General features: G+C 65.2%; 15 protein-coding genes. All 15 read right to left on the bottom strand.

The window, feature by feature from the left end; all coding sequences use genetic code 11:
• Positions 1-3 precede the first annotated feature (3 nt).
• On the bottom strand, positions 4-2,817 hold the full coding sequence (locus BTM36_RS20350) for an ATP-binding protein (protein WP_077237706.1): 2,814 nt from the start codon (positions 2,815-2,817) through the stop codon (positions 4-6).
• On the bottom strand, positions 2,817-3,545 hold the full coding sequence (locus BTM36_RS20345) for a hypothetical protein (RefSeq protein ID WP_077237705.1): 729 nt from the start codon (positions 3,543-3,545) through the stop codon (positions 2,817-2,819). Before BTM36_RS20345 ends, BTM36_RS20350 begins: the two co-directional genes overlap by 1 nt.
• Positions 3,538-4,902 (bottom strand): hypothetical protein, encoded by a 1,365-nt coding sequence (locus BTM36_RS20340; protein WP_174616888.1) that lies wholly within the window; start codon positions 4,900-4,902, stop codon positions 3,538-3,540. The genes BTM36_RS20345 and BTM36_RS20340 overlap by 8 nt, the downstream gene beginning before the upstream one ends.
• Before the next feature lie 287 nt (positions 4,903-5,189).
• Positions 5,190-5,543 (bottom strand): hypothetical protein, encoded by a 354-nt coding sequence (locus tag BTM36_RS20335; RefSeq protein WP_077237704.1) that lies wholly within the window; start codon positions 5,541-5,543, stop codon positions 5,190-5,192.
• Complete coding sequence (locus tag BTM36_RS20330; protein WP_077237703.1) at positions 5,540-6,157, bottom strand: hypothetical protein; 618 nt, start codon at positions 6,155-6,157, stop codon at positions 5,540-5,542. The genes BTM36_RS20335 and BTM36_RS20330 overlap by 4 nt, the downstream gene beginning before the upstream one ends.
• Complete coding sequence (locus tag BTM36_RS28615; RefSeq protein ID WP_174616887.1) at positions 6,154-6,714, bottom strand: PAAR domain-containing protein; 561 nt, start codon at positions 6,712-6,714, stop codon at positions 6,154-6,156. The genes BTM36_RS20330 and BTM36_RS28615 overlap by 4 nt, the downstream gene beginning before the upstream one ends.
• A 430-nt stretch (positions 6,715-7,144) precedes the next feature.
• Complete coding sequence (locus BTM36_RS20320) at positions 7,145-8,323, bottom strand: cell division protein FtsQ (RefSeq protein WP_174616886.1); 1,179 nt, start codon at positions 8,321-8,323, stop codon at positions 7,145-7,147.
• A 15-nt stretch (positions 8,324-8,338) separates the two neighbouring features.
• Positions 8,339-9,754 carry an MBOAT family protein gene (locus BTM36_RS20315; protein ID WP_077237701.1) on the bottom strand — a complete coding sequence of 472 codons (1,416 nt, stop codon included), beginning with the start codon at positions 9,752-9,754 and terminating at the stop codon, positions 8,339-8,341.
• Positions 9,755-9,779: 25 nt separating this feature from the next.
• Entirely contained in the window at positions 9,780-10,448 is a 669-nt protein-coding gene (locus tag BTM36_RS20310; protein WP_077237700.1) for an alginate O-acetyltransferase AlgF, read from the bottom strand.
• Entirely contained in the window at positions 10,445-11,059 is a 615-nt protein-coding gene (locus BTM36_RS20305; RefSeq protein WP_006465009.1) for an SGNH/GDSL hydrolase family protein, read from the bottom strand. The genes BTM36_RS20310 and BTM36_RS20305 overlap by 4 nt, the downstream gene beginning before the upstream one ends.
• A 79-nt stretch (positions 11,060-11,138) precedes the next feature.
• Complete coding sequence (locus tag BTM36_RS20300; RefSeq protein WP_077237699.1) at positions 11,139-15,233, bottom strand: cellulose biosynthesis protein BcsC; 4,095 nt, start codon at positions 15,231-15,233, stop codon at positions 11,139-11,141.
• Positions 15,209-16,432, bottom strand: a complete 1,224-nt coding sequence (gene bcsZ, locus BTM36_RS20295) for a cellulose synthase complex periplasmic endoglucanase BcsZ (RefSeq protein ID WP_306460541.1) — start codon at positions 16,430-16,432, stop codon at positions 15,209-15,211. The genes BTM36_RS20300 and bcsZ overlap by 25 nt, the downstream gene beginning before the upstream one ends.
• Positions 16,433-16,448: 16 nt before the next feature.
• Positions 16,449-18,743 carry a cellulose biosynthesis cyclic di-GMP-binding regulatory protein BcsB gene (gene bcsB / locus BTM36_RS20290; RefSeq protein ID WP_077237697.1) on the bottom strand — a complete coding sequence of 765 codons (2,295 nt, stop codon included), beginning with the start codon at positions 18,741-18,743 and terminating at the stop codon, positions 16,449-16,451.
• The gene (bcsA, locus tag BTM36_RS20285) at positions 18,740-21,139 is read right to left on the bottom strand and encodes a UDP-forming cellulose synthase catalytic subunit (protein WP_077237696.1); all 2,400 of its coding nucleotides are present in this window, start codon (positions 21,137-21,139) and stop codon (positions 18,740-18,742) included. Before bcsA ends, bcsB begins: the two co-directional genes overlap by 4 nt.
• Complete coding sequence (bcsQ, locus tag BTM36_RS20280; protein WP_077237695.1) at positions 21,136-22,611, bottom strand: cellulose biosynthesis protein BcsQ; 1,476 nt, start codon at positions 22,609-22,611, stop codon at positions 21,136-21,138. The genes bcsA and bcsQ overlap by 4 nt, the downstream gene beginning before the upstream one ends.
• Between the last annotated feature and the right edge of the window lie 715 nt (positions 22,612-23,326).

Below are 23,326 nucleotides of genomic sequence, written 5' to 3'. Positions count from 1 at the left end.
GCTTCAGGCATCCAGCCGCAGCCGCCGCTGCAACACCCCGATGGGCGGCGCCCAGCGGGCTTCACGCGGTTTCTTCGAGGTCACCAGCGTGATATCGGCCGGCTCGAACACTTCCACGTTGTGGGTGATCGGCGTGGTCAGCACGTACTGCGCGCGGGTCGACTTGAGGAAGTTGCCGACCAGCTGGATGTTGCGCACATCCAGGTGGGCAAAGGGTTCGTCGATGAAGACGAAGCCACCCGGCATGTCGTCGTCCTTCAACAAGCCTACCAGCAGGATCAGCGACTTGATGACCTGCTGCCCGCCCGAGGCTTCGCCGTCGTTCAGGCCGATCTCACCCTTGCCGTCGAAGTTGAAGCTGACCTTCAGCTCGGCCTGGCGCAGCACGGTATCGTCGTTGTCCAGGTGCGGCAGGTCGGCGCTGACGATCACGCCGGCCAGCGCACCGAGATCGACGATGTTCTTGCGATAGCGGCGCACGGTGGCGCGCAGCACGTCGATGTAGCGCTCGCGGGCGTTGCCCACCGCTTCCTCGGCCTGGGCATTGCTGATCTTGCGCGAGTCCAGTTCGTTGCGCTGGTTGCCCACCGTGCCTTGCATGATGAGGTGCTTGTCTTCGACGGTGCCGTCCTTTTCCCACTGGCCGCTGTCGAGCTCGGTTTCCACCGCCGCCATGCGCAGTTCGGCCTGCTTGGCGTTGCTGTATTTCTCGTACAGCGCCTGCACGGCATCGGCGCCGATCCAGCGTTGCGGGAAGCGCCCCTTCTGCGCCCGCGAGGCCAGCGCGCGGGCGCGCTGCTCGTCGTGGCGGGTGCGCCAGTCGCGCTCCTGGCCGGCCAGGTCGCCTTCGGTGTCGCGCAGGCGGCGCTGCAGGCCCTGGTACTTGCCATCGATGATGGTGCGCTGTTCGATGGCGTCGGCATGCTGCGCATCCAGTTGTGTCCAGCGTTCGCTGGCGGCCACGCGGGCTGCGCGCAGCGACGGCAGCTGGCGTCTGGCCTGCTCGAATTCCTCGCTGCGAGCAGCCAGTTCCTCGGCGGCCAGGTGGCCTTCGGTGGCTTTCTTGGCGGCCTCCAGCTGGCGCTTGACCTCGCTCTGCTTGAGCACGACATCGGTGAGCTGATCGTCCATCGTGGCCAGGCGTTTCTGGATCGAGGCCTGGCGCGAGGCCATGGCGGCGGCGCCGAACTGATAGTCCCCCGGATCGCGCCAGACGCTGCGTCCGCCCCGACCGTCGCGCCAGTAGGCTTGCGGCGTGATCCATTCACCGCCCAGGCGCGCACCCTCGACGGTATCGTCCACGCGGCGGATCTGCGCCAGCTGGCGCAGCAGCCAGGACGGCGCCTTGGCGGAGAAACGCAGCACCGCCAACAGGCTGTCCGCCGCCGGCTGGGCCGGTGCGGTGGCGGCGTCCGACACCACGTAGTGACGATAGCGCTCGCGCTCGGCCAGGGCCATGGCGGCGGCTTCATCCTTGGGGTCGTCCAGCACCACCACCCAGCAGGAAGCGCGCAGCACCCCTTCGGCGGCGGCGCGCCAGTGGTCGTCGCCGATCTCGATGACATCGGCCAGGATGTGGTGCGCAATACCGGCCTGGCGCAGGCTGCGGCTGAACTGCTGCACGTCGCCCGGCTTGGGCGCCTGGCGCTGTCCGCTCAGGCGTTCCAGAGCGCCCTGGGCTTCCTTGCGCTGCTGCTCCAGGTCGCGCCAGCGGTCGTTCAATGCGCCCTTCTGCTGCTCCAGTTCTTCCACCCGTGACAGCAGTTGCGCGGCATCGCCTTCCACTGCCGACAGGGCCAGCAGTTCATCGGCCTGCTTGACCAGTTCCTCGACCGGCTTTTCGGCATCGCGGGCCTTCTGCTGGGCCTGCTGGGCCTCGGCCTTGTCGCGTTCCAGCGTGCTCACCTTTTCGCGGGCGGCCTGCTGTTGCGTCAGCAGTGCCGACAGCTGTAGCGCATCGCTGCTGCGCTGGCGACGCTGCTCGTTGTGATGCAGGCGCTGGCGATGCAACTCGCGCAGGCGACCGGCCGTGGTCTGGCGCTCTTCATGCCAGCGCAGCACGGGGATCACCTCGGCGGCCAGGATTTCGCGCTCGCGCAGCTTGCCCTGGTATTGCCGATACAGGGTCACGCGGCTGTCGAGCTGGGCCAGTTGCGCCTCGCTATAGGCCAGTTCCTGTTCGGCCAGCGTCACTTCTGCGGCGAGGTCGCGCTGGTGGCGACGGGCTTCTTCGTAGCGGTCCAGCACTTCCTGGTCACCGAAGACCTCGAACACCAGCCGCAGCAATTCCTTGGGCGAGAATTCGCACAGGCGGTCGGTCTGGCCCTGCTCCAGCGCCAGCACGCGGGCGATCGCGCGCGACAGGCCGGCACCTTCCAGACGCTTGCGCCAGTGGTCCAGGCCCAGCCAGTCCTTCTCCGGCAGTTGCGCCAGGGTTTCGATGGCGACATCGCCATCACTCATGCAGTAGCGTCGTTGCCAGTCGCCACCGTTGCGCTCGATGCGGCAGGCCAGCGTGACCTGATCGGCATAGAGCAGGTTGCGGGCGAACGGACGGGTGGAGGTCTGGCGGCCATGCGGACGGTTGTCCACCGTGGCGCGCAGCCAGGTGGTGTCGGCATTGGCGTGCCGGGCATAGGTCTTGTAGCTGCGCCCGCCCGAGCACTCCAGCCCGAGCAGGGTACGCATGGCGTCCAGCAGCGTGGTCTTGCCGGACCCATTGGGGCCAGCGATGGTGATGATGGAACCGTCCAGGGGCAGCGTCAGGCGCTGGCAATAGTCCCACTGCAGCAGTTCCAGCGATTGCAGGTGGAACATCAGAATTCTCCTTCTTCGTCTGCCGGCTGCACGGGCGCGGGTGCGGGCGTGGGAGCGGACTGGTCAGCCGCTGCCGCTTCTTCACGGGCAGTGGCGCGGGCCAGCACTTCACCCAGGGCCCCATCGAGGATGCGCGGCGCCAGGGCGTCGTAGTCCAGCAGCAGGTCCAGCAAGGGGCCTTCGGCGATGTCGTCACCGCGTCGCACGATGAAGCCGTGGGCTTCCAGGCGACGCAGGTTGCCGTCCATGCGCATCTTCTTGCCCAGCTGCGTGCCGAAGTCGGCCAGCAGCGATCGATAGGACACCACCGGGCTGACCTCGGCGGCGCTGGGCATGGGCTTGTCGGTGTGAAACATCTCTTCCTGCTGCTCGCCGGCGTCACCGGCGGCGCGCGCCGACTGGCGCTCGCGCTTGGGCAGCACGATCAGCGACCACAGCACCACCAGCAGCGAGATCGCATCGCGTGGCAGGTCGATGTTGTTGTTGGCATTCATGCCGGCTTCACCGAAGACGGCGTACTCGGCCGGGCGCACCAGCGCCACGCTGATATGGTCGGCGTGGATATTGTCCACCAGCCGCAAACCCACCTGCGTCAGTCGGTCCTGCAGCGCCTGCCACAGGTCGGCATCGATCAGGGCGCGGCGCACGCGCGGATGCTTGCGCGGCAGCCAGCGGCGGGCCAGCAGTTCGGCGGCCAGCAGGCCGGCCTCGTCTAGGGTCTCACTCATTCGGTCTTTCCGGGGATGGATCTGGATGGATGGCGCCGCCACTGATGGCGGCAACATCCGGGTCATCGATTTTCTCGACCAGCGGCAGGAACCCGGCCTGCCATGGCAGGCGCGCCAGGTCGCCGGTCTGGCCCTGCAGGGTCTGCGCCTGGCGGTCGCCCAATAGCGGCAGCAACTGCAGGCGATAGGCGGCCTTGCCGAAGCTGCCGCCCAGTACCACGGTGGACAGCGGCAACGACTGCGGCTGGCCCTCGTCGCCCTCTTCCGGCATGGCGCCCAGCCGGCCCAGCTGGGCGATCAGGTCACCCAGTTCGACCGGCATGCGCAGCGCTTCGATCTTGCCCTCCACCGCCTGGGCGGGGGGCGGCAGGCCTTGCGAGCGCTGCGTGTCGGGGCGGTCGCGTTCGAACTCGCCCTCGGCCACGTCCAGCAATTCGTGGCCGCTGACGAAGACCGGCTTGACGCCCATGGACAGCGCCTCCCCCATCAGGGAGGACAGGTCGGGATGGCTCTGCAGCCAGCGCCGCACGTCCGAACTGGTCACGCCGGTGCTGCCGAGCGTGACGCGCTGGCGGTCAGCCTGTTGCAGGGCGCGGGTGAACTGGCTGGCCATGGTCAGCAGACGGGCCTGGCCATTGCCCAGGGCGCGGGCTTCGCGCTCCAGGCGGGCATCGGCATGTTCGCTGCGGATCAGGGCGGTCAGGGCTTCGCCGGCGCGGTTGACCAGCTTCAGGGCGCGTTCGAAACGCGGCTGGGCTTCGCGCAGCAGGGCTTCGGAGCCGCTTTCGATGGCATCGGCGAACTGGTCGTGCAGGCGCGCCAGCTGGGCATGCAGGTGGCGGATCTGGCTGGCGTCGGACAGGCCCAGGGCCTGAGCCCCGGCCACCTGCGAGAGCAGCGCGGCCATCTCGTCGTCCTCGCCGACGGCGCGCGTGAGTGGCGCCAGCAGGGCTTGCACCTGCTGGGCGATGGGCGAGAGCTGGTAATCCTGGTCGGTGGCATCCCAGACCAGCAGGCCCAGGTCGCGCAGGCGCTTGAGCGCGGCGTCCATGGCCTCGGGTTTCAGGGCGTAGAACAGCTGGTTCAGGTCCTCGCGCTGCAGCCGCCCTTGCGGCTGGGCCGCCAGTTCCAGGAACACCCAGATGCGCAGGCGTGCCGCCGCCTGGCCACCGGAGACCAGGCCGCGCAGGGCGTCCAGCACATCCAGCCGCTGGCCCAGGCCCCAGGCCAGGGGCGCTTCGGCGGCCTGCGTGGGATCGCGGAAATAGCTCTCGAAGGAGCCGGAGTCATGCTCGTCCGCAAGGGGAGCGGGGTCGAATTCTTCTGTCAATTTGTCGTGGAGGTTGGCCAGGACCATGCCTGGAACCCGCCCTGCACAGTGGGCGGACCGGCAAGTTTAGCAGGCCCGGGGGTTGGCCTCCAGCAAAGCGGGTGGGAGAGCGGTGGAAAGGAGAAAGCGGGAAGAGATTATTTATAAAAATACAATATTTTATTTATTGCATTGGGAAGCCAGCGTCGGTACATCACCGTAGCTGGTCTTGCGCTGAGTGATGGGTGACCGTGCGGAGTGACCGTGCGGCGGGCGTTTCTTTGCACGCTCGAATCGACGGCTTCCCGGTAGCGGAACGACGCGAGGGGGCGTTGTCAGCGATTAAGCAAGGTGTGAAATGCTCGGGGTATCTGTTCAAATTTGTCTTTATCCTCGAACGCATGACAATTCGCGGCAGCGATTTTCTCAGGCTCCCTCCCTAAAATCGAAAATAGCTTTTCGCCATTGCAGCGAAGTGCGGCAATCCGCTTCCTCGTTTTCTTGTTCTTGAGCTCTGCCACCCAGCACATATCGGCCATTCCGCAGGAATGGTATTCCAGTATTTCTGTCGTCGGCTTCCATCCATCAATGCGCGTGATAGGTTTTCCACGCGCGGCGAATGCTTGTTCAGTCGATGCCGACAGAATGAAAGCCAGCAAAGAAATACGGCTCCATTTCTTAGCGTTCATTTGTATTCCTTGCCTCCGGTTGCCGAGATGTACTCTGGTGGATGTTTCCAAAATATCGTGCCGCCATGGGCGGCGGTCGAAACCCAAACCGCGTCATAACGCCCCCGTTCGGCGCCATCGATAACCTGCCCGGTTCTTTTATTTTTAACCCTCCACCGAACAATGACTTCTCTCTTTGTCTCCCTGACATCAAAGATGTTGTGCTTCGGATCGCCAAACTTAAATCCATCCTTCACTTTCGGCCGGCTATGAAACTGAGTCTTGAAGTCCAGCCCATCCCACCAAAGAGCGGCATTGGATGGATCCCGTCCCTTGTTGCTCAAAGCAAGAGTGGCCCACTCAAGAGCCAATAACATGCCATCGTCTTTCCTGATAGCGCTGTCGGTGGCTCTCATCAATTTATTGAATCGCTCATTACGACCATTCCATGCATAAGCGTAGTTGGGGTCTGCCGCTTTTAGCTGGGATACCGTTTTCCCACCCCAGGCGCGACACCGATTGGCGACCGCAAACGCAATTCCACCCATCTCATCAGAATCATCTACCGTAGATGCTTCGCCATAGGCAATGGCCGCAAGCAGCCGAGTTTCGTCATCAATTTTCTCGCCGCTCACTTGTCGCCTCCCTTGATCCACGCAATAAAAATCAGACTTGGATGTTCGTTCAAGGAGCAGGCTTTACTTCGGCCGTTTTCCAGTGCCTGGGAGTCCAGCAGTGTATTGCCGGCACTCATCAATTTGTAGGTCATTCCTTCTACCGGGCTTCCAGTCGCCGCGTCGACTATCTCGTACACGATTTCATGTTCTTCGATTGCGTGCCCCGCGTATATCTGCCACGAAATAGCCCCGGGATTTGCTGCGACCTCCTGCTCCTGGAAGCACATACGAACGTTCTCGAAGGATGCTTTCAGGCGCGGCGGCGTCGGGCATTTGCAAAGACATAGATCGCCGTCCAGATTGGACTGTCGGCCATCTGGCCCAGTATGGCGACGGTAGGGTGGGACGCATTTGGTCACGCCCCAGCTCTTGCAGGCGTTGCAGAAAACCGGATCGCCTTCATAGCAGGCCAGCTTCCCGTTGTAGCGCGATGGAAATTGCTGGGGCTGGGGTTTTACGACCCCGCCACCTGGGGTGAGACTGTCGTCCTCACGAATGAACGAACGCCAGTACATCGTCATACCCGCGAGCTAGATACGAGAGCAATCACCGTCCTCGTATTCGCGCGTTCGCTCATCGGGACCGACAACCGGCGACACGAACTTTCCGCTGGGACGGAGACCCAGTCTTTGGGTTCGATACCTTCGCACCCGGCTTCTCGCGCTCGGAGTTGGGTATCAAAAGCTTCAGCCGATTCGATGGTTCGACTTTGGTCGCGGAGGCTTTTCATGTTTGTCATGGCTGTCAGGTCCGTCCGGTATGAAAAACGGACGACTATGCCATGCGGCAAATGATCGAGAAGACCTTCTCTCGACACCATGCTGACAAACAAACATTTTTCGATTACGCATTCTGCCGCGATGACAGGAAGGACAAAAGGGTCACTTGTAGAAAGACCGAGTTAGGCCTATAGCAAGCCGGGCGATTCCCGCTTGCGATCTCGACTCACCGCCCCAGCCTGATCGCCTCATACGGCGTCTGCAGATCGCGCTCGGGGATTTCCCATACCACCAGCTTGGGCGGCGTCTGGGTGAAGGCAGGGTTGGAGAAATACTCGTTGGCGCTGCCGGAGAATTTGCCGCCATCCTTGGCGAAGCTGCCGATCTTCGCACCCAGCGCCTGCTGCAGGAAGCCCACGAAATTGGAATTGCGCGAGAACGAGGTACCGATCAAGGCCACATTGGGCAGTTGCTGGTCACCCAGCAGGTCGTCCAGATCGTCGCCTCCCTTGGTGGCTTCGGCCGGTGCAGTCGGTGCAGGCCCCGCTGCTGCCACTTCCTTGAATTCGGTGGCCGCCACCTCTTCCGGCTGGGGTTGCCAGCGCAGTGGCAGCCAGTCCAGGCCGGCCAGGTGGACCAGATCGCCGGGGCGGCGCGCCAGCGGGCCGGGCTGGGCCTGATAGGCCTGCGCCGGCGTGGGCTGCAGGCCGGCAGCACGCACCTGCGCGGCAATCACCGCAGCCGCGGCCTGCGCGCCGGTTTCGTTCCAGTGGGTATCGGTGCGTAGCCAGGCCGAGGCACCGAGCGGCGCCAGCGTGGGGGCCAGGTCGATGGTGCGCACACCGGCCTGTTGCAGGCCGGCGACCCACTGGGCGGCACGTGCTTCCAGCTGGGCCGGGCGCGACAGGCCGCACAACTGCGCGGCGGCGATGCGGCTCTTGTCGGGCACCACCGCCACCAGCAGAGCGATATCACGCTGGGCCAGCTTCTGGCGCAGCGCGATGACGGCCTGCAGCTTGGCCTGGGCGTTGGCCTGGGCATCGCGATGGACCTGCAATTCCTCGGTCAGGAACAGCCAGCCAGGGCAACCGCTGCGCACCCGGGGGCCGGTGTCATGCAGCAGCAGCCAGCTGCCGGCGCGTTCCAGTCGGGCGGCCTGTTCCGGCAGCCAGGCATTGGACAACTGCTTGGCGATGCGATGGGTCAGTTCACCATGCAGGGCATCGTCACGGGTCCAGCTGGCGGGCAGCCATTCGATCTTGTTCGCATAGACCAGCCAGCCACAGCCCAGCAGGCCGGCTGCCAGCACCACGGCCAGGACCAGGCCGGCCCAGCGGCTGGCGCGCCGGGCCAAGGCGCTGGGGGCGGCCGGCGTGGCAGGAGCGGAGACGGGAGGCGTGCTCATGGCGGACTCGCGGGATCAGAACTGGAAGTAAAGGAAAGGCACCGTCTCGCGGCTGGCAATCAGCGCGAAGGACAGCAGGAATCCGGCCACCGGCCACAACCGGAGGAACCAGAGATACACCACGCTATCGGCCCAGCGCACCTGGCTGGCCTCCTGCCACAGTGGCGCGACGATCCAGAACAGGCCCAGCAGCACGGCCAGTGCCTGCACCGGGCGCAAGACCACGGCCAGTGCGTCGCTCAAACCCATGCCGTGCAGCCCGAACTGGCCGGCATACATGGTGGCGGCAGTGGCGAAGTCGGGCGAACGGAACAGGGTCCAGGCCAGGCAGACGAACAGCAGCGTGAGCACATGCGCCAGCCAGCCCGGGATGGCAGGCAAGGATGAACGCGACCAGGCGCGATCCAGGCACAGGGCCAGCCCGTGGGCCGAGCCCCAGAGCAGGTAGTTCCAACTGTCGCCACCATGCCAGAGACCGGCGATGGCCATGGTCAGGAACAGGTTGCGGTAGGTCTTCCACACCCCATGGCGGTTGCCGCCCAGGCCGATGTAGAGATAGTCGCGCAGCCAGCTGGAGAGCGAGATGTGCCAGCGCCGCCAGAAATCCTGGATGCTGCCGGCCAGGTAGGGATGGTTGAAGTTTTCCGGGAAGTGGAAACCCAGCATCAGCCCCAGGCCGATGGCCATGGCGCTGTAGCCGGAAAAGTCGAAGAACAGCTGCAGCGAATAGGCCAGGCAGCCGATCCAGGCATCTACGAAGCTGGGCTGCTGCAGATGGAAGGCGGCATCCACCACCGGAGAGAGGGTGTCGGCCACCAGTACCTTCATGGCCATGCCGACCATGAAGCGGCGCGCGCCCAGGGAAAAATTCTCCCAGTTGAACCAGCGCTGGGTCAGTTCGCGCTGCACCCAGTCGTAACGGATGATGGGGCCGGCGATCGAATGGCCGAACATGGAAATGTAGGTGGCGTAGTTGATGAAGCTGCGCTCCACCGCCACCGTGCGCCGATGCACGTCCACCAGATAGGAGATCGCCTGCAGCACGATGAAGGACAGGCCGGCCGGCAGCGCCACCTTCTGCCAGGCCAGCGGCATGGCGCCGTACTGGACCATCAGGTCGCTGATGGTGGCAGCGACGATGTTGGCGTACTTGTACCAGACCAGCACCGCAGTATTGAAGACCACCAGCGCGGTCAGCAGGCGCACGCGCCCTCGCCCATCCTCGCGCGAGCGGTCCACCACCAGACCGCCGACCCAGGCCACGATGGTCAGCACCACGTGCAGCGACAGGAACAGCGGGCTCAGCCAGCCATAGAACAGCCAGCTGCCCAGCAGCAGCACGAGGTTGCGCCCGCGCTGCGGCACCACCGCATAGACCAGCAGGAACAGCGGCAGGAACAGCGTCAGGAATTCAAGCGAGGCAAAGACCATGGCGGCAGCGCAGTCGGGCGATGGATCAGTTGGCCAGCTTGTCGGTCGCCGCCAACAGGCGCGGTCCCTTGTCCGACGGCAGCAGCAGCACGCTGTAGCGTTCGCCCGCCTTCAGTTCACCCAGGTCCAGCGCCGGGCCGGTGTTGGCACCGCCGCACACCAGTTGCACCGACAGCTTGACCGGGTTGATCGAGCGCCGTTGCAGGCTGCCCTGCTTGACGTCCTTGAACAGGTCGGCGTTACGCCCGGCCGGGCGCAGTGCCGCCCCGACGCAGGAAGCATCCAGGTTGAAGAAGGCCAGCGAGGCCTTCAGTCCGTTGAAGTCGTCCGGGTTGTCCTGCACCGTCACCTGGCTGATGCCCTTGGCACCGGGCAGCACGACCACCGTGGCGAATTCGCCGGGCTTGGCCTGCACGCCCAGCTCCAGGCTCCTGGCACCGACCGTGAGGGTACCCTTGATGGTCGACTTGGCCGTCACCGGGAAGAAGGACGAGACCGGCTTGGCCGCTTCCAGCTTCAGCGGCGGCTGGCCCTTCTGGGCCAGCACCTGCAAGGGCTCGGCAGTGCCGTTGACGAAGCGGATGAAGGCCGCATCCTCGGCCGGGCCGGTGGGATAGAGCGGGATGTCGGCAGCCAGCGCGCTGGCGCCGCACAGCAGGGCCGCAGCGGCGGCCAGTGCCTGCATCACCTTCATTTCTTGGCTCCCTTGCTGCTCACGGCGTCGGCCGGCAGCTTGGCCAGCGCGTCGCCGATGGCATTGCCCCAGGACTTGTAGCCGGCCACGGTGAAGTGCTGGCCATCGGTGGTAACCCATTGGCCGGGCTTGGACATGGTCAGCGAATCGATATAGGTGCAGGGCGCCACGTTGGAAGCCAGGAAGCGCGACATCAGCTGGGTGCGCGCGTCGTTCTTGCCGTACATGCCGCCGGCCTTGCCCCAGGCCGGGCCGACCCACGCACACTTGGTGCCGGTGGCGGCAATCGCCTTGGTCAGGCCGGTCACGCTCTGCCAGGCCCAGGCCTTGGGGAAGTCCGGCTTGTCGTAGGAGGCCATGGTGTCGCCGATGACCAGCACCACCAGATCCGGCTTGTCCTTGGCGATGAGCTGGCCGATCGGGGTGGTGGTGGCTTCGCGACCCTTGATCTGGATCTTGCCGTTGTCGACCTGATCAGCGCCGCAATCGACCTTCTTGGTGGTCAGCCAGTCGCCGGCGCTGGCGCCGCAGGCGCCGATGGAATGGACCTTGGCGCCCAGCTGGGTCAGCTTGGCGTTGAGGGGTTCGGTGAGGTGGTCGGCCAGACTCATGTGGCTCTCGCCAAGCACCAGGATAGTCAGACCTGCCAGAACGGATGCAGTAGCCATAGCGATATGTCGGTAAAAAGGATCAGTTGGAATAAGGAGAACGGTACGGACTGACCGGCAGGGTCAGGAAGCTGCCCTGCATGTCCTCCAGCGTGTAACGCAGATACATGGCGACGTTGAGTTCGCGGAAGTCGCTCGAATTGTTCAGACGCAGCGCGCCACCGACGAACAGGCGGGGCGCGAAGCGGTATTCGCCGTTGCCTTCCAGGCTGTAGCCCAGGCCGGTCTTGGTCTGCTGCGCGTACTGACGACCACTGGCGGCCTGCAGGGCGGCATCGGTGGGGAAGTAGTCAGCCCCATCCTGGCGGAAATACTGCATCCCCACCGAGCCCTTGAGCTGGAAGGTGAACTTGTCGGAACGCTTGGCCCAGGTGACCGGCACGCCCAGACCCAGGTAGGCCTGCGGACTGAAGTAACCGCCATGGCCGTAGGTATAGAAGTTCTGGTTGTTGGCGTAGCTGATGACGGTGGCCGACACGCCGGCGGTCATCTTCTCGTCCTCGGCATTGGTGAGGTACTGGTAGGCACCGCCACCCAGTTCCACCCGGGTGTTGGATTCCACGTTGCGGCCACGCAGGCTGTGCAGCGCGCCATAGGCGTAGACCCCGGTCTGGGCATCGTCCGAACTCATCTCGGCACGACCACCGTTGGCGGTCACGCCGCCCCAGGACAGACCGGCGCGGGGATCGGTGCTGCCGGCAAACGAGGTGATGCTGTCGTTGACCGCACGGCGCGACACGTTCACCGCGAAGCGGTTGGTGCTGCTGCCGGGGAAGGACTGCTCCACGCTCACCCCGCCAACGATGTTGGGGTACTTGAAGCCACGCGGCGTGGTGCCGAGGTCGGCCTTGACGCCATCCTCGGGACGCTCGTAGGCCACTGCCACCCCGACGCCACTAGCGCTCTGCTTGCCCAGGCCGGTGGCACTGCTGCCGCCACCGCCGAAGCGGCTGGCTGGTTCGTCGCCGAGGGTGCCGCCGTCCAGCGAGACCGGCGTGATGCGTACGGCCACGCGGTCGTTACCGACGGGCATGTTCACTTCCAGCGGGGCCTCGATGTCGTTCATGCGGCTCAGGCCCGACTCGCTGGCATTGCCGCGCACCACCACGCCTTGCGTGACATAGGCGCTGCGCGATTGCAGGATGTCGTTCAGGGCGCGCTGGGCCGGGCTCAGGTTGTCCACGGCGGCGCCATTGGCGGACGGCCCCTGCATGGCCAGCAGGGCGCGCTGGGTGGCCGTGGCCGCGCCGGGCAGTGCGGTGGTGGGGGCGTTGGCGACGTTGGCGACGTTGGTATTTCTGGCACGCACGCCCGGCTGGGCCTGGGCATATGCCCCGCCCTGCACCGGCGCTGCAGCCACCGGTGCGGCCGAACTGAACACCGGGCCCAGTGCGGTGCCGTAGGCCGGCGCTGGTTGGGCCTGCTGGGCTTGTTGTGCTTGCAGGGCCTGCTGCGCCTGCAACTGGCGCTGCGCCATGGCCGGATTGGCCGGCATGGGCAGTGTATCGACCACGGCCGGCGCGGCCATGGCCACCGGGCGCAGCATGGTCTCGGCCGGCGGCGGAATGGCGGCCATGTCGTCGCTGCCCGGCAGGCGACGTTGGGTGCGGAAGGGATTGATGGCCGGATCGAAGCCATTGCCCTGCGCCGCCAGCGTGCGCTGGCGCGCACCGTTCTCAATCGCCACGGCCTTGCGCAGCAGTGCGGTGGCCTCGCCGGTCTTGCCCAGGGCGCGATAGATGCGTGCTGCCTCGGTCAAGGTGGTGGGGTCGCTGCTGTCGAGCTTGCCGAACTGGTCCAGCAGCTTCAGGGCATAGGCATTCTCGCGGGCCTGTACGGCGGTGTCGGCCGCCCCCAGCAAGACGTTGGCGTCACGCGGATTGCGCTGCACCAGCGGCTGGTACAGCGCCAGTGCGCGCAGGTTGTCGCCGGCCGCATTGAACATGCGGGCCAGGGCGGCGATGGCGTCGTTGTCGGTGGGGCGCTGTGCCAGTGCCGGAGCCAGGGTGTCGTAGGCGGCGGCCAGGTCGCCTCCCTGGCGCAGGCGTTCGGCCTGGCGCACGCGGTAGAGGAAGCGCAGGTCGTCGTATTGCTTGCGGGTGGCCGCATTCATGCTCTGGTTCTGCAAGGCGGTGAGCATGTTGTAGACCTGCGCATCTTCGCCCGCGCGCAGCAGGATGGAGGCGTATTGCAGGCGCGTATTGACCGAGGGCGTGGCCGGTGGATTGACCAGCGGCTGCATCATCGCCATGGCGCGCGGGGCGTCGCCGGCATCGACATAGGCCGATGCCAGGGTACCGGTGCGCTCCGGATTGCCGGCCGCCTGCGGCTGCACGCGATCCAGCAGGACCAGGGCTTCCTGGCGTTGACCGGTCTTGACCAGTTCGGTGGCGTGATTGACCTGGATGGTCAGTGTCACCTGGCTGGCCAGCTCGTTCATGGCGGCGGTACGGCGCTGGTCGGGGATGCGGCGCAGCGTGTCCAGGGCGTCCTGCCACTGCTCCATTTCCACCGACAGCAAGGCGCTGGCATACAGGGCTTCGACGTTGTCGCGGTGTTCGCGGGTGAAGTCGTCGATAGTGGTACGCGCCTGCTTGGCCTGCCCGGCCTTGACGTACAGGCGGGCCAGGTCGAAAGTGGTCCAGACGTTGTCGGGGTCGTTCTTGACGGCCTCGCGCATGGCCGCCAGGGCGCCGTCGATGTCGTTGCGCTGCTCGGCCAGGGTGGCCTGCTGGCGCGCGCGCAGGGCACGCAGGCGCCCCTGGTCGCCGAATTCGTTCTGCTGCGCCGGGGTCAACTGGTCCAGCAGGCGCAGGGCTTCATCGGCGTGGCCGGTCTGCGCCAGCACGTTGACCAGGCCACGGATGGCCGGCACCTGCTTGGGCTGCGCCGCCAGCACCTGGCGGTAATTGGCAGTGGCGGCTTCGTACTGGCCGGCACTGGCCTGGATGTCGGCAATGGCCACGCGACCGTCGAGGCTCTTGGGGTCCAGACGCATGGCCTGGGCCAGGGCGTCCTGCGACTGCGCGGTCTGGCCGCGTGCCTGCAGGTCACGGCCACGCTGGATCAGCAGCCAGTAGCGGACGCTGTCCAGGGCTTTCTTCCAGGACGTGCCGCCCCTGGCGACCGAGCGGGCCAGCAAGGGCTCGGCCTCGGCCAGGCGGTTCTGCTGCTGGCGGATGACGCCCATGCCACCCAGGGCATCGACGTCGTCGGGATGCGAGGACAGGCGCTCCTGGAAGGCCTTCTCGGCTTCCTGGAGGTCGCCCTTTTCCAGGGCCTGCAGGCCGCGTCCGACCACGGTCGGCTGCTGGCCGACGGCCACCTGCTGGCGGCCCTTGGCCAGCAAATCGCGGATCTGCTGGTCGTCGGGATGGCTCTTGATGAATTCTTCGAACAGCGAATACTGCGCCGGCGACGGCGGCCCCTGCCAGATCAGCGCCAGGCGCCAGCTTTCGTCGGCGTCGCCGCCGATGTCGGTCTTCTTCGACAGGCGTGCCAGCTGGCGGATGCCTTCCAGACGGCTATCTTCGTGACGTGCCAGCTGCTTGGCGTAGAACAGCGCCAGGATGCTGTCGTCCGGCGTTTCGCGCAGCAGGCGTTCCATGCCCTTGCGCGCTTCGGGCCAGGCGGCATCGTTGAAGGCCAGGTTGTTGTAGTACTCACGCCCTATCGTGCCTTGCGGGGTGAGTCCGTTGAACATCTTGCGGAAGGTGTCGGTGGCGCGGTCGCGTTCACCGGCGTCGACCAGGCGGCGGGCTTCGGCCAGCAGGGCCTTGTTTTCCGGCTTGGCCAGGGCGATGTCCTGCGCCAGCTGGTTGGCCTGCCAGGGTTGTGGCGACAGCGCCTGCAGGCGGTCCAGGTACTGCTTGGCCTGCTGCGGCTTGTTCTGCCTCACGCCGACCAGGCCCATGCCGTAGAGGGCATTGACCTGATTCGCATCCAGTTGCAAGACCTTCTGCCACACCTCGGCGGCACGCTGCGAGTTGTCGCGTGCCTGCCAGTACTGGCCCTGTTCGATCAGTTGAGCCGCCAGCTCCGGCTCGGCCGCATGAGCGGCCACACCCAGCAGCGCGCTCAGGACTCCGATGGCTAGCGTTGAACGGCGCGCGCGCATGACTTCTCCCAGGACAAATTAAGCGTTCCGTCATCGCGAAACTGATAGCGTTTCTCGACCCATCCCAATCCGAACAGGCCCAGCATGACGTTGTAGTACAGGATTTCGGGGCGCGGGTCAGGCTGCGCCAGTCCGTTCTCCAGTTGTTGCGTGACGGCACGCTGCAGTTGCGCCGCCATCGCGGTTTCACCCTTGGCGACCAGATAGGGTAACAGCGCGGCGCCAAAGCCGAACGGTGCCTGTCCTTCGGTCGCGCCCGTGGTCACCTGGACCTTTTCGGGCGGCACGCCGGTCGCGGCCAGGCTCTGGCGCATACCGTCCAGTGCCGCCAGCAGCGGCGCGGCCGCCGGATCGCGGGGCGAGGTCATGCCGGCCCACAGATACACGCGGATGGCGTCATAGCTGCCCAGGTCACCCTTGGCGGGATCGACCTGGAACTGCCCGGATTGCACCGTCAGCATACGGTAGGCCACCCAGTCGGCCACGTAGCCGCGAGGCGCCGAGCCCTGGATCATGCGCAGCGTATTGTCGGCCAGTTGTTGCCAGGGACCGTTGGGTCGTTCCTTTTGGAGGCGGCGCAGCAGCGGTAGCGGCAGATAGCTGGGATTGAGCGTCCACAGTGCATTGCGCTGGTTGAAGCCCTGTGGTCCCGGCAGCAGCATCTTGCCCAGGCCGGGCAGGTCCACCACCAGCTTGGCTTCGATATTGTCCAGCAGCTCCAGCGCCTGCTTGCGGTATTGTGGCCGCTGCCACAGGCGCGCCGCTTCCAGCAGGGTATAGACGATCCAGAGATCGGCGTCGGAGGCCGAATTGGCGTCCTGCATCTGCCATTTGCCGTCACTGCCCTGCCCCCACAGCCAGCCCGGCAGGATCTTGCCGGGGTCGTTGCCGAGCATGTTGTGCAGGGTCCAGTTCCAGACCTTGGCAAAGCGCGTGGCATCGTTGGCGATGAGCGCCAGCAGCATGTGGTAGGACTGGCCTTCGGAGGTGGTGTGATTGGGCAGCAGGCTGGAGTGCAGCACCCGGCCATCGTCCTGTACATGTGCTGCAGCCCAGGATTGCCATGCTGGCCAATCCTGGGCTGTGCAGTTCTGCTGGGTCGCGGCCAGTGCCGGCAGCCACGGTGTGGCTGCCAGGCCGCCCAGCGCGCCCAGCAGGCCGACCACCCGGCGCCGGCGCGGGGAGGCGGCCCTGTTCACTACCGAATGCCCGGCCTTACGCATTGAGGCGCTTTCTCGCCTTGGCGCGCAGGGTCAGGTATGCCAGGCCACCCAGCAACAGGATGCCCAGGGCCACCATCAGGAACATGCTCACCACGTGCTGCGACAGCCACCAGCGCAGCATGCGCAGCGGCGACATGCTACCCACGAAATACTGTTGCTCGGCCAGCAGCGGTTCGATGCTCTCGCCGCGCACCGCCACCAGGCTACCCTGGACGGCGCCGGATTCGGCTTCCTTGCTGGCCAGGGCCGACATGATCTGCGACAGGCCCAGCTTGTCGCCACCGGCCAGCACCACCACGCTGCGGCTGCCGTCCAGCGGCGACTCGAAGCCGGTCAGGTAGGAGGTCGGATCACCGCCCGAGAAGGCCATCTGCAGACGGGTGCGACGCTGCGCCGCCTTCGGGTCCAGGCCCAGCCAGCCCCCCACGCGCAGTGCCAGGTCCGACAGGTCGAAGCGCTGCTTGTCGCCGGTCACCAGGGTGGGCAGGCGGTCGGCCCATTGCTTGAGCAGGGGCTGGTTCTGGCCCGAGGCCATCACCAGCAGATCCTTGTCGGCAAACTTGGCGATCTGCGCGGCCTGGGTCACGGCCACACCCGTGGCCGGGTAGCCGGTGGCGCTGCCGAAGCGGCCCAGCACGGTCAGGTAGGCGCCGAGGTCAGCATCGCTGGCGTTGTCCGGCAGGACCACGGCAGTCTCGGACAGATCGGCCATGCGTGTGAAGGGGAAGCCGGCATCCTTGAACACGCCCAGGTTGGGCATGGCCATGAAGTGGTCGTAACCGCGCAGGTCGATGGTGGACTCAGGATCGATGCTGCCGCGCACGTTGTCGATGATGATGTCGGCACACTCGCCCTGCTTCACGTAGTCATACATGTAGCGCAGTTGCAGGCGCGATTGCAGGGCCGCGGTATCCAGCGGCAGGCGCACGCTCATCTCGCGCTCCAGGGCATCGCTCTTGATGGCGGCCAGCAGGCCCTGGTCCAGCTTGTCGCGGGGCAGCAGCACGTCGGACTTGATCAGGCCGTCGTTGAAGCTGACGATCAGCGAGGAATTGCTCGAACGCGGCTGCGGTGTATAGCGATAGTGCAGGTCCAGCTTGGCACCGTCCTGGCGCCAGCTCGACAGCGCCGGCGGGAAGTTCAGCGGAATGGTGATATCGCCCGGGTTGTAGCCGGACACATTGAGACGCTTGGCGTCGATCAGCTCAGCCAGCTTCACCGGGCGGTCGGTGGGCAACCAGTTGGGCGCGTCGTAAGGCTTGCGCGGCGCCACCGGTTGCAGCTTGTCGATCACCACCGAATTGCCGGCTACCGCCTTGTTGCCCAGGGCGGCAGCAGCAGCGGCACGCTTGACCTCTTCGGCATTGCGGCCGGTCACCAGCAGCAGCTTGCCGTTGGGATCGTTGGGGTTGGTCACCATGGTCAGGGTCGGGCCCTTGGGGGCGGCGATCTCCAGCGCGCCGATCTGGCTGGCGCCTTCGCTGCTGACCAGCACCACGCCATTGCCCTTGGCCGGCAAGGCGTTGATCTGCGCCGGGAAGCGCGAACCACGATAGCTGGCCAGCGCACCGAACCAGGACGACAGCGTGCCGGCGGCTTCCAGGGTGCCATTGTCAGGCGCGGCGGCGAACACGAAGGGCAGGTTCAGCATGCGCATGTCGCGGCGGTCGAAGAACGGCAGCGGCATCATTGACAGGTCGTCCTTCATCGGCAGCGGCGTGGTCTGCAGGGCCAGTACCGACTCGTTGCTCACGCGCGCCCACAGGCTGGAATGCAGCGGGTTTTCGCAACCCATGGTGTAGTGACCGATGAACTGCAGGCTCAGGCGATTGAATTCGGTGATCAGCTTGGTCGGGATCTCGACCTTGCTGGTCTGCAGGGTACCGGCATTTTCCTTGGGCAGCGGGATGCTGCCGGCCACCACGTCGTTGACCATCACGTTGATCTGCGACAGATCCGGCAGCAGCGCCGGCGAATAGGTGTATTGCAGGGTCACGTTGGCGCCGGTCACCACCTGGTTGGCCGGGACGTCGAAACCGACGCTGTCGGTGGCATCGACGCCGTGCAGCGTGATCGGATAGCCACGGCCCAGTTGCGTGAGACTGAAGTTGTAGGGGTCGCCGGCCATCGGTGTGGCGGCCGCAGCAGCACCGGCAGCAGAGGGAGCTGCGGCAGCCGCGAGGGCCTGGATCGGCAGGCTGCCCGAGGCCACTACGCCGGCCATGATCAGACAGATGGAGCGCCGACGGAAAGTCGGGTTCTTTCCTGGAGACTGCTTGTTTTTCATTGTTTTTCCATTGATTTGTCGAATGCCTGAACCACTACATCGGCCGGGACCGCGCCTGCCGCTGCTGCTACCGGAGCGCCCGCGGCCGTAGCAGCAGCTAGCGGTGCTGCCGGTGCCGCTTCCACCACCGGATCCTGCTTGACGGCAGCCGCCGCCGGCGGGCGCCGGGTATCACGCCACAGGCGCAGCTGGATCAGGGTGGCGCGGATGAGTTCCTTGATACCGTTCACACCGATCAGCGAGACTTCACGCAAGGCCTTCAACGGCGTATCGCGGCGGCTCTTGCCCCAGTTGTTGGCCCAGATGTCGGCGCGCGAGAAGGTCAGGCGGACCAGTTCGCTGTTCTGGCGCAGGGTCAGCTCATGGAACTGGGCGCCGACCATTTCGCCACGGCTGAACACCACCACGGCCGGGAATACCTTCTCCTGCTGGTTGCGGAACAGCGTCACATTGATGTGCTGGCCGCGGGCGATCGTCACGCCCTTGGGCAGACGCAGGCCAATACCCTTCTGCGAAAAGTCCAGCGTGGTCCCGCTGACCTCATTGCCATCGGCCAGCTTGATGCGCACCGGCAGCTCGGCGGCCACGCGCGGCTCGCTGCGCACCTGGCGGGTTTCGGAAGCGACCGCCATGGCGGCGCTGCTGATGATGACGTTGTACAGCGTCCAGGCCATGTTGATGAGGATGGTGGTCATCGCATTGGGGTCGCCCATCACCAGCTGCCAGACGCCGAAGACCATGCCCAGCAGGTTCAGCAGCAACAGCACGATGTAGGGGCGCGCCAGCTTCCAGTCGAAGTGCTTGTCGAGGATGATGCCGCCCTTGTCGGTGACGTTGAAGCCACCCAGCTTGGGGTTCACCAGCGCCAGCAGCACCGGGCCGAGGATGTACCAGGCCAGCACGGTCTCGTAGACCTCGTTCCAGAACGAATGGCGGAAACGCCCCTGGATGCGCGAGTTGGTCAGGCTGGCGTGCAGCACGTGCGGCAGCACATAGGCCGTGATCATCAGCGCCGAGGCGTGGAAGATGTGGGCGCCGAAGAACAGATAGGTCAGCGGCGCGGTCAGGAAGATCAGGCGCGGCAGGCCATAGAAGAAGTGCAGCATGGCATTGAGGTAGCAGAACCGCTGCCCCAGCTTCAGGCCCTTGCCGCGCAAGGGGTTGTCGACCCGGAAAATCTGCGCCATGCCACGCGCCCAGCGCACCCGCTGGCGGATGTGACGCGCCAGGTTCTCGGTAGCCAGACCGGCCGCCTGGGGGATGGCCAGATAGGCGGTGTTGTAGCCGGCACGGTTCATCTTCAGCGCCGTGTGGGCATCCTCGGTCAGGGTCTCGACGGCGATGCCGCCGATCTCCATCAATGCGGTACGGCGCATGACGGCGCAGGAGCCGCAGAAGAAGGCCGCGTTCCAGAGGTCGTTGCCATCCTGTACCAGCCCGTAGAAGAGTTCACCTTCATTGGGTACGGAACGGAAGGTATTGAGGTTCTTCTCGAAGGGATCGGGCGAGAAGAAGAAGTGCGGCGTCTGCAGCATTGCCAGCTTGGGGTCCTTGTAGAACCAGCCCATGCAGATCTGCAGGAAGGAGCGGGTCGGCACGTGGTCGGCATCGAAGATGGCCACGAACTCGCCGTCGGTGACCTTGAGCGCTTCGTTGAGGTTGCCGGCCTTGGCGTGCTTGTTGTCCGAGCGCACCAGGTAGTTCACGCCGATGTTGTTGCAGAACTCGCGGAAGTCTTCGCGACGGCCGTCGTCCAGCACGTGCACGCGCAGCTTCTCCTGCGGCCAGTCGATGGCCTGGGCGGCGAAGATGGTCAGCGAAACAATGTCCAGCGACTCGTTGTAGGACGGGATGAAGACGTCCACCATCGGCCATTCCGAGGGCGGCATGGTCAGCATCTGCGGCTTGCGACGCAAGGGCCAGGCGGTCTGCAGGTAACCCAGCGTGAGCACGATGAGCGAATAGATTTCGGCGGCCAGCAGGCCATAGCCGAAGATGATGTCGAGCCAGTCTTCGAAGGCCAGGGTGGAGGTGATGCGCCAGTACATATAGCGCATCGAGACGATCAGCGACAGCGTGATCAGCACCAGCACCGGGAAGCGGCCGGACTGCTTGCGCAGTATCAGCGCCGCCACGAAGCAGCCGATCGCGAAGATGCACTGGGTATAGAACTCCAGCGGCACCGACACCAGCAGCAGCGCCAGCAGCACTGCAACCAGCAGCAGGCCCAGCTGCAGCCAGCGACGCGGCCGCCGGGGCAGCGCTTCGAGGCGCTCGCCCCAGGTCTGGATCCAGGTCTGCAGGCGGTTGGAGGTGGGTGCGGCCGGGTCGGCGGCAGTGGCCGCCTGGCTGGCCTTGGAGGAACGGGATTGCGACTGCGCTTGCGGTTGACTCATGATGCGCGTCCACCTGCGAGGGCGGATTTGACGACCTCGGCGTGCAATTGCTCGCTGATGGTCCGGAGCTGGTCATAAGCCGGCGAATGCCCGGCCTTGATCAGCGGATTGAAGCCGTAGGCCAGGCCTTCGCTGATGGCGTGGTCCAGTGCGATCACGCCGGCCAGGCGCGACCCCATCCAGCGCTTGAGGACTTCCAGCATGTCCTGGCTGAAGGTACGGGCGGCGTTGTACTTGTTGACGATGTAGCGGCAGTTGTTGCGGCCATGCAGGGCCTGGCGCATATGTTCCAGCGCCAGGAAGGAACCGGCATCGGGCGTCACCACCGCCACCACCTGGTCGGCCGCTTGCAAAGCCTGGTCTAAGTAGGCGCTCTGCCCGGCCGGCAGGTCCAGCATGACCACGTCGCCCGGCTGCAGGTCCATGGCCTGCAGCTGACGCGTCAGCCATTGCGAATCGAGTGCCATCTGCCGGGCAATCCCGGCCTCGCCCTGGTGCGCCACCACGTCATGGGTGACCACCTTGGTGCCGGCGCTACCGTCGCGCCAGGCGGCGCGCCAGTCGGGCGCCTCGGCGGGGACCGCCGCGGGCGCCGGACCGGCGCTGCCGGGTTCGGGCAATACACTCACGCCCAGGTGGTACTGCAGGGCATTCTGCGGATCGAGATCGATGGCGATCACCCGGCCGTGCCGCGCCAGCGCGCAGGCCAGGGCCGAGCACAGGGTGGTCTTGCCCACCCCGCCCTTGGGCGAGACGATGGCAATGACCTGGGCCGGCGTGGAGGGTGTCAGGCTGGCCAGCACCTTGTTGGCGCCGGCTGTCTGTTTGGACTGACGCTGCTGGGCGACTTCACCCAGCAGCGAACGCAGCATGGAAGGCACGGCGGCATCCGCCACCACCGTGGGCATCACGGCCGGAGCGGTCGCTGTCACCAGCGCAGCCGCCAGGGGTGCCGGCGCGGGCGCGATGGCCTCACGCGTGACCAGGGCGGCGTCGGCCGGCTGGGGCTCGGGCGAATCCGATCGGGCTTGAACTTGAGCTTGAGCTTCAGCTTGAACTTGTGGCTGCGCCGGGATTTCCGCAGGCAAGGGGCTGGACGCTGGCGCCAGGGTCGACGAGACCATGGCCGCCATGGGGGCCGGATGCGGTGCCGAAACAGGGGCCTCGACCTTGGCCGCCGCCACATCCACATCCACCACCGGTTCCATCACGGGTTCGATACGCTGCTGGGGCGCCACCGACTTGGCCACCACGATGGGCGGCACGCTCTTGACCACGGCCGGGGCAGCCTGTGCCACCTGCTCGGCCACCCGTTCAGCCTGCTGCTGGACTGCGGGCGCAGCCTCGACCACCACCTTGGGCGCAGCGGGCTTGCGCACCGGCTCCTTGTAGTCGATCGCGGCCTCGATTTCGAGATAGCCATCCACCGTTGCCCCGAACTTGCTCAGCAAGTTGGAGATATCGTTTCCCATTTCTTTACTCCCTGCTCAGGATCACGGGTGCCGGCTTTTGACCAGAGGCATCGGACCTGCCCTAAACCTTGTTAAAAATCGCCAAAACTTCTCAATTTTCGCCATTGGTTGGCTATATGCATCGTTCCGCTCTGTCGGCGGTCACTTTCCTTCGCGTGCTGCGAAGAAGTCCCCATGGGCCAGGATGAAGAAATGTTATAAAAACGACCACATTTCAGATGTTGTCATTAAAACAAACAAATCCTGATATCGCAACCTTCAATTGACCAAAAGTTGAAAAATTTCGTTAAAAAGCTGTTCAGTTCCCGGTAGGAAATGCTGAAGGACGAGGTCAGCATCTTATCTTTCTCGCAATGCTCTTGTCGCCTATTAGTGACACTTTGCAATTAAATCCGTCGCAGATTTGGCACATCTACCTGCACACCGCTCACAAATTTCCGACTGCAGATGAACAACATTTCATTGAGCGCCTGCTCTGGCGCCGGGCGACCGATGTGCTGGCGGCTCGTCGTCACCGGCAGCGGAAAACGCAACCCTATCGTATGCGATCCCAAAAACTTGTCACTCGGGAAAACCCTGATAGAGGCTGATCAAGCACAACCCGAATTGTCGGGGTGACATGCTGCGCTGTCGTGACTTAATCCAATTGCGTGACAATCAAGCAACAAGCGGACCACGGAGGAGACGGGAGGTGAAGCTGAAGAAGAAGCAGAAC

The sequence above is a fragment of the Herbaspirillum sp. VT-16-41 genome (assembly GCF_001994935.1).
Taxonomy (GTDB): domain Bacteria; phylum Pseudomonadota; class Gammaproteobacteria; order Burkholderiales; family Burkholderiaceae_D; genus Herbaspirillum; species Herbaspirillum frisingense.
Note: the sequence above shows the minus strand (reverse complement) of the source record. Positions and strands in the feature narration are given on the sequence as shown.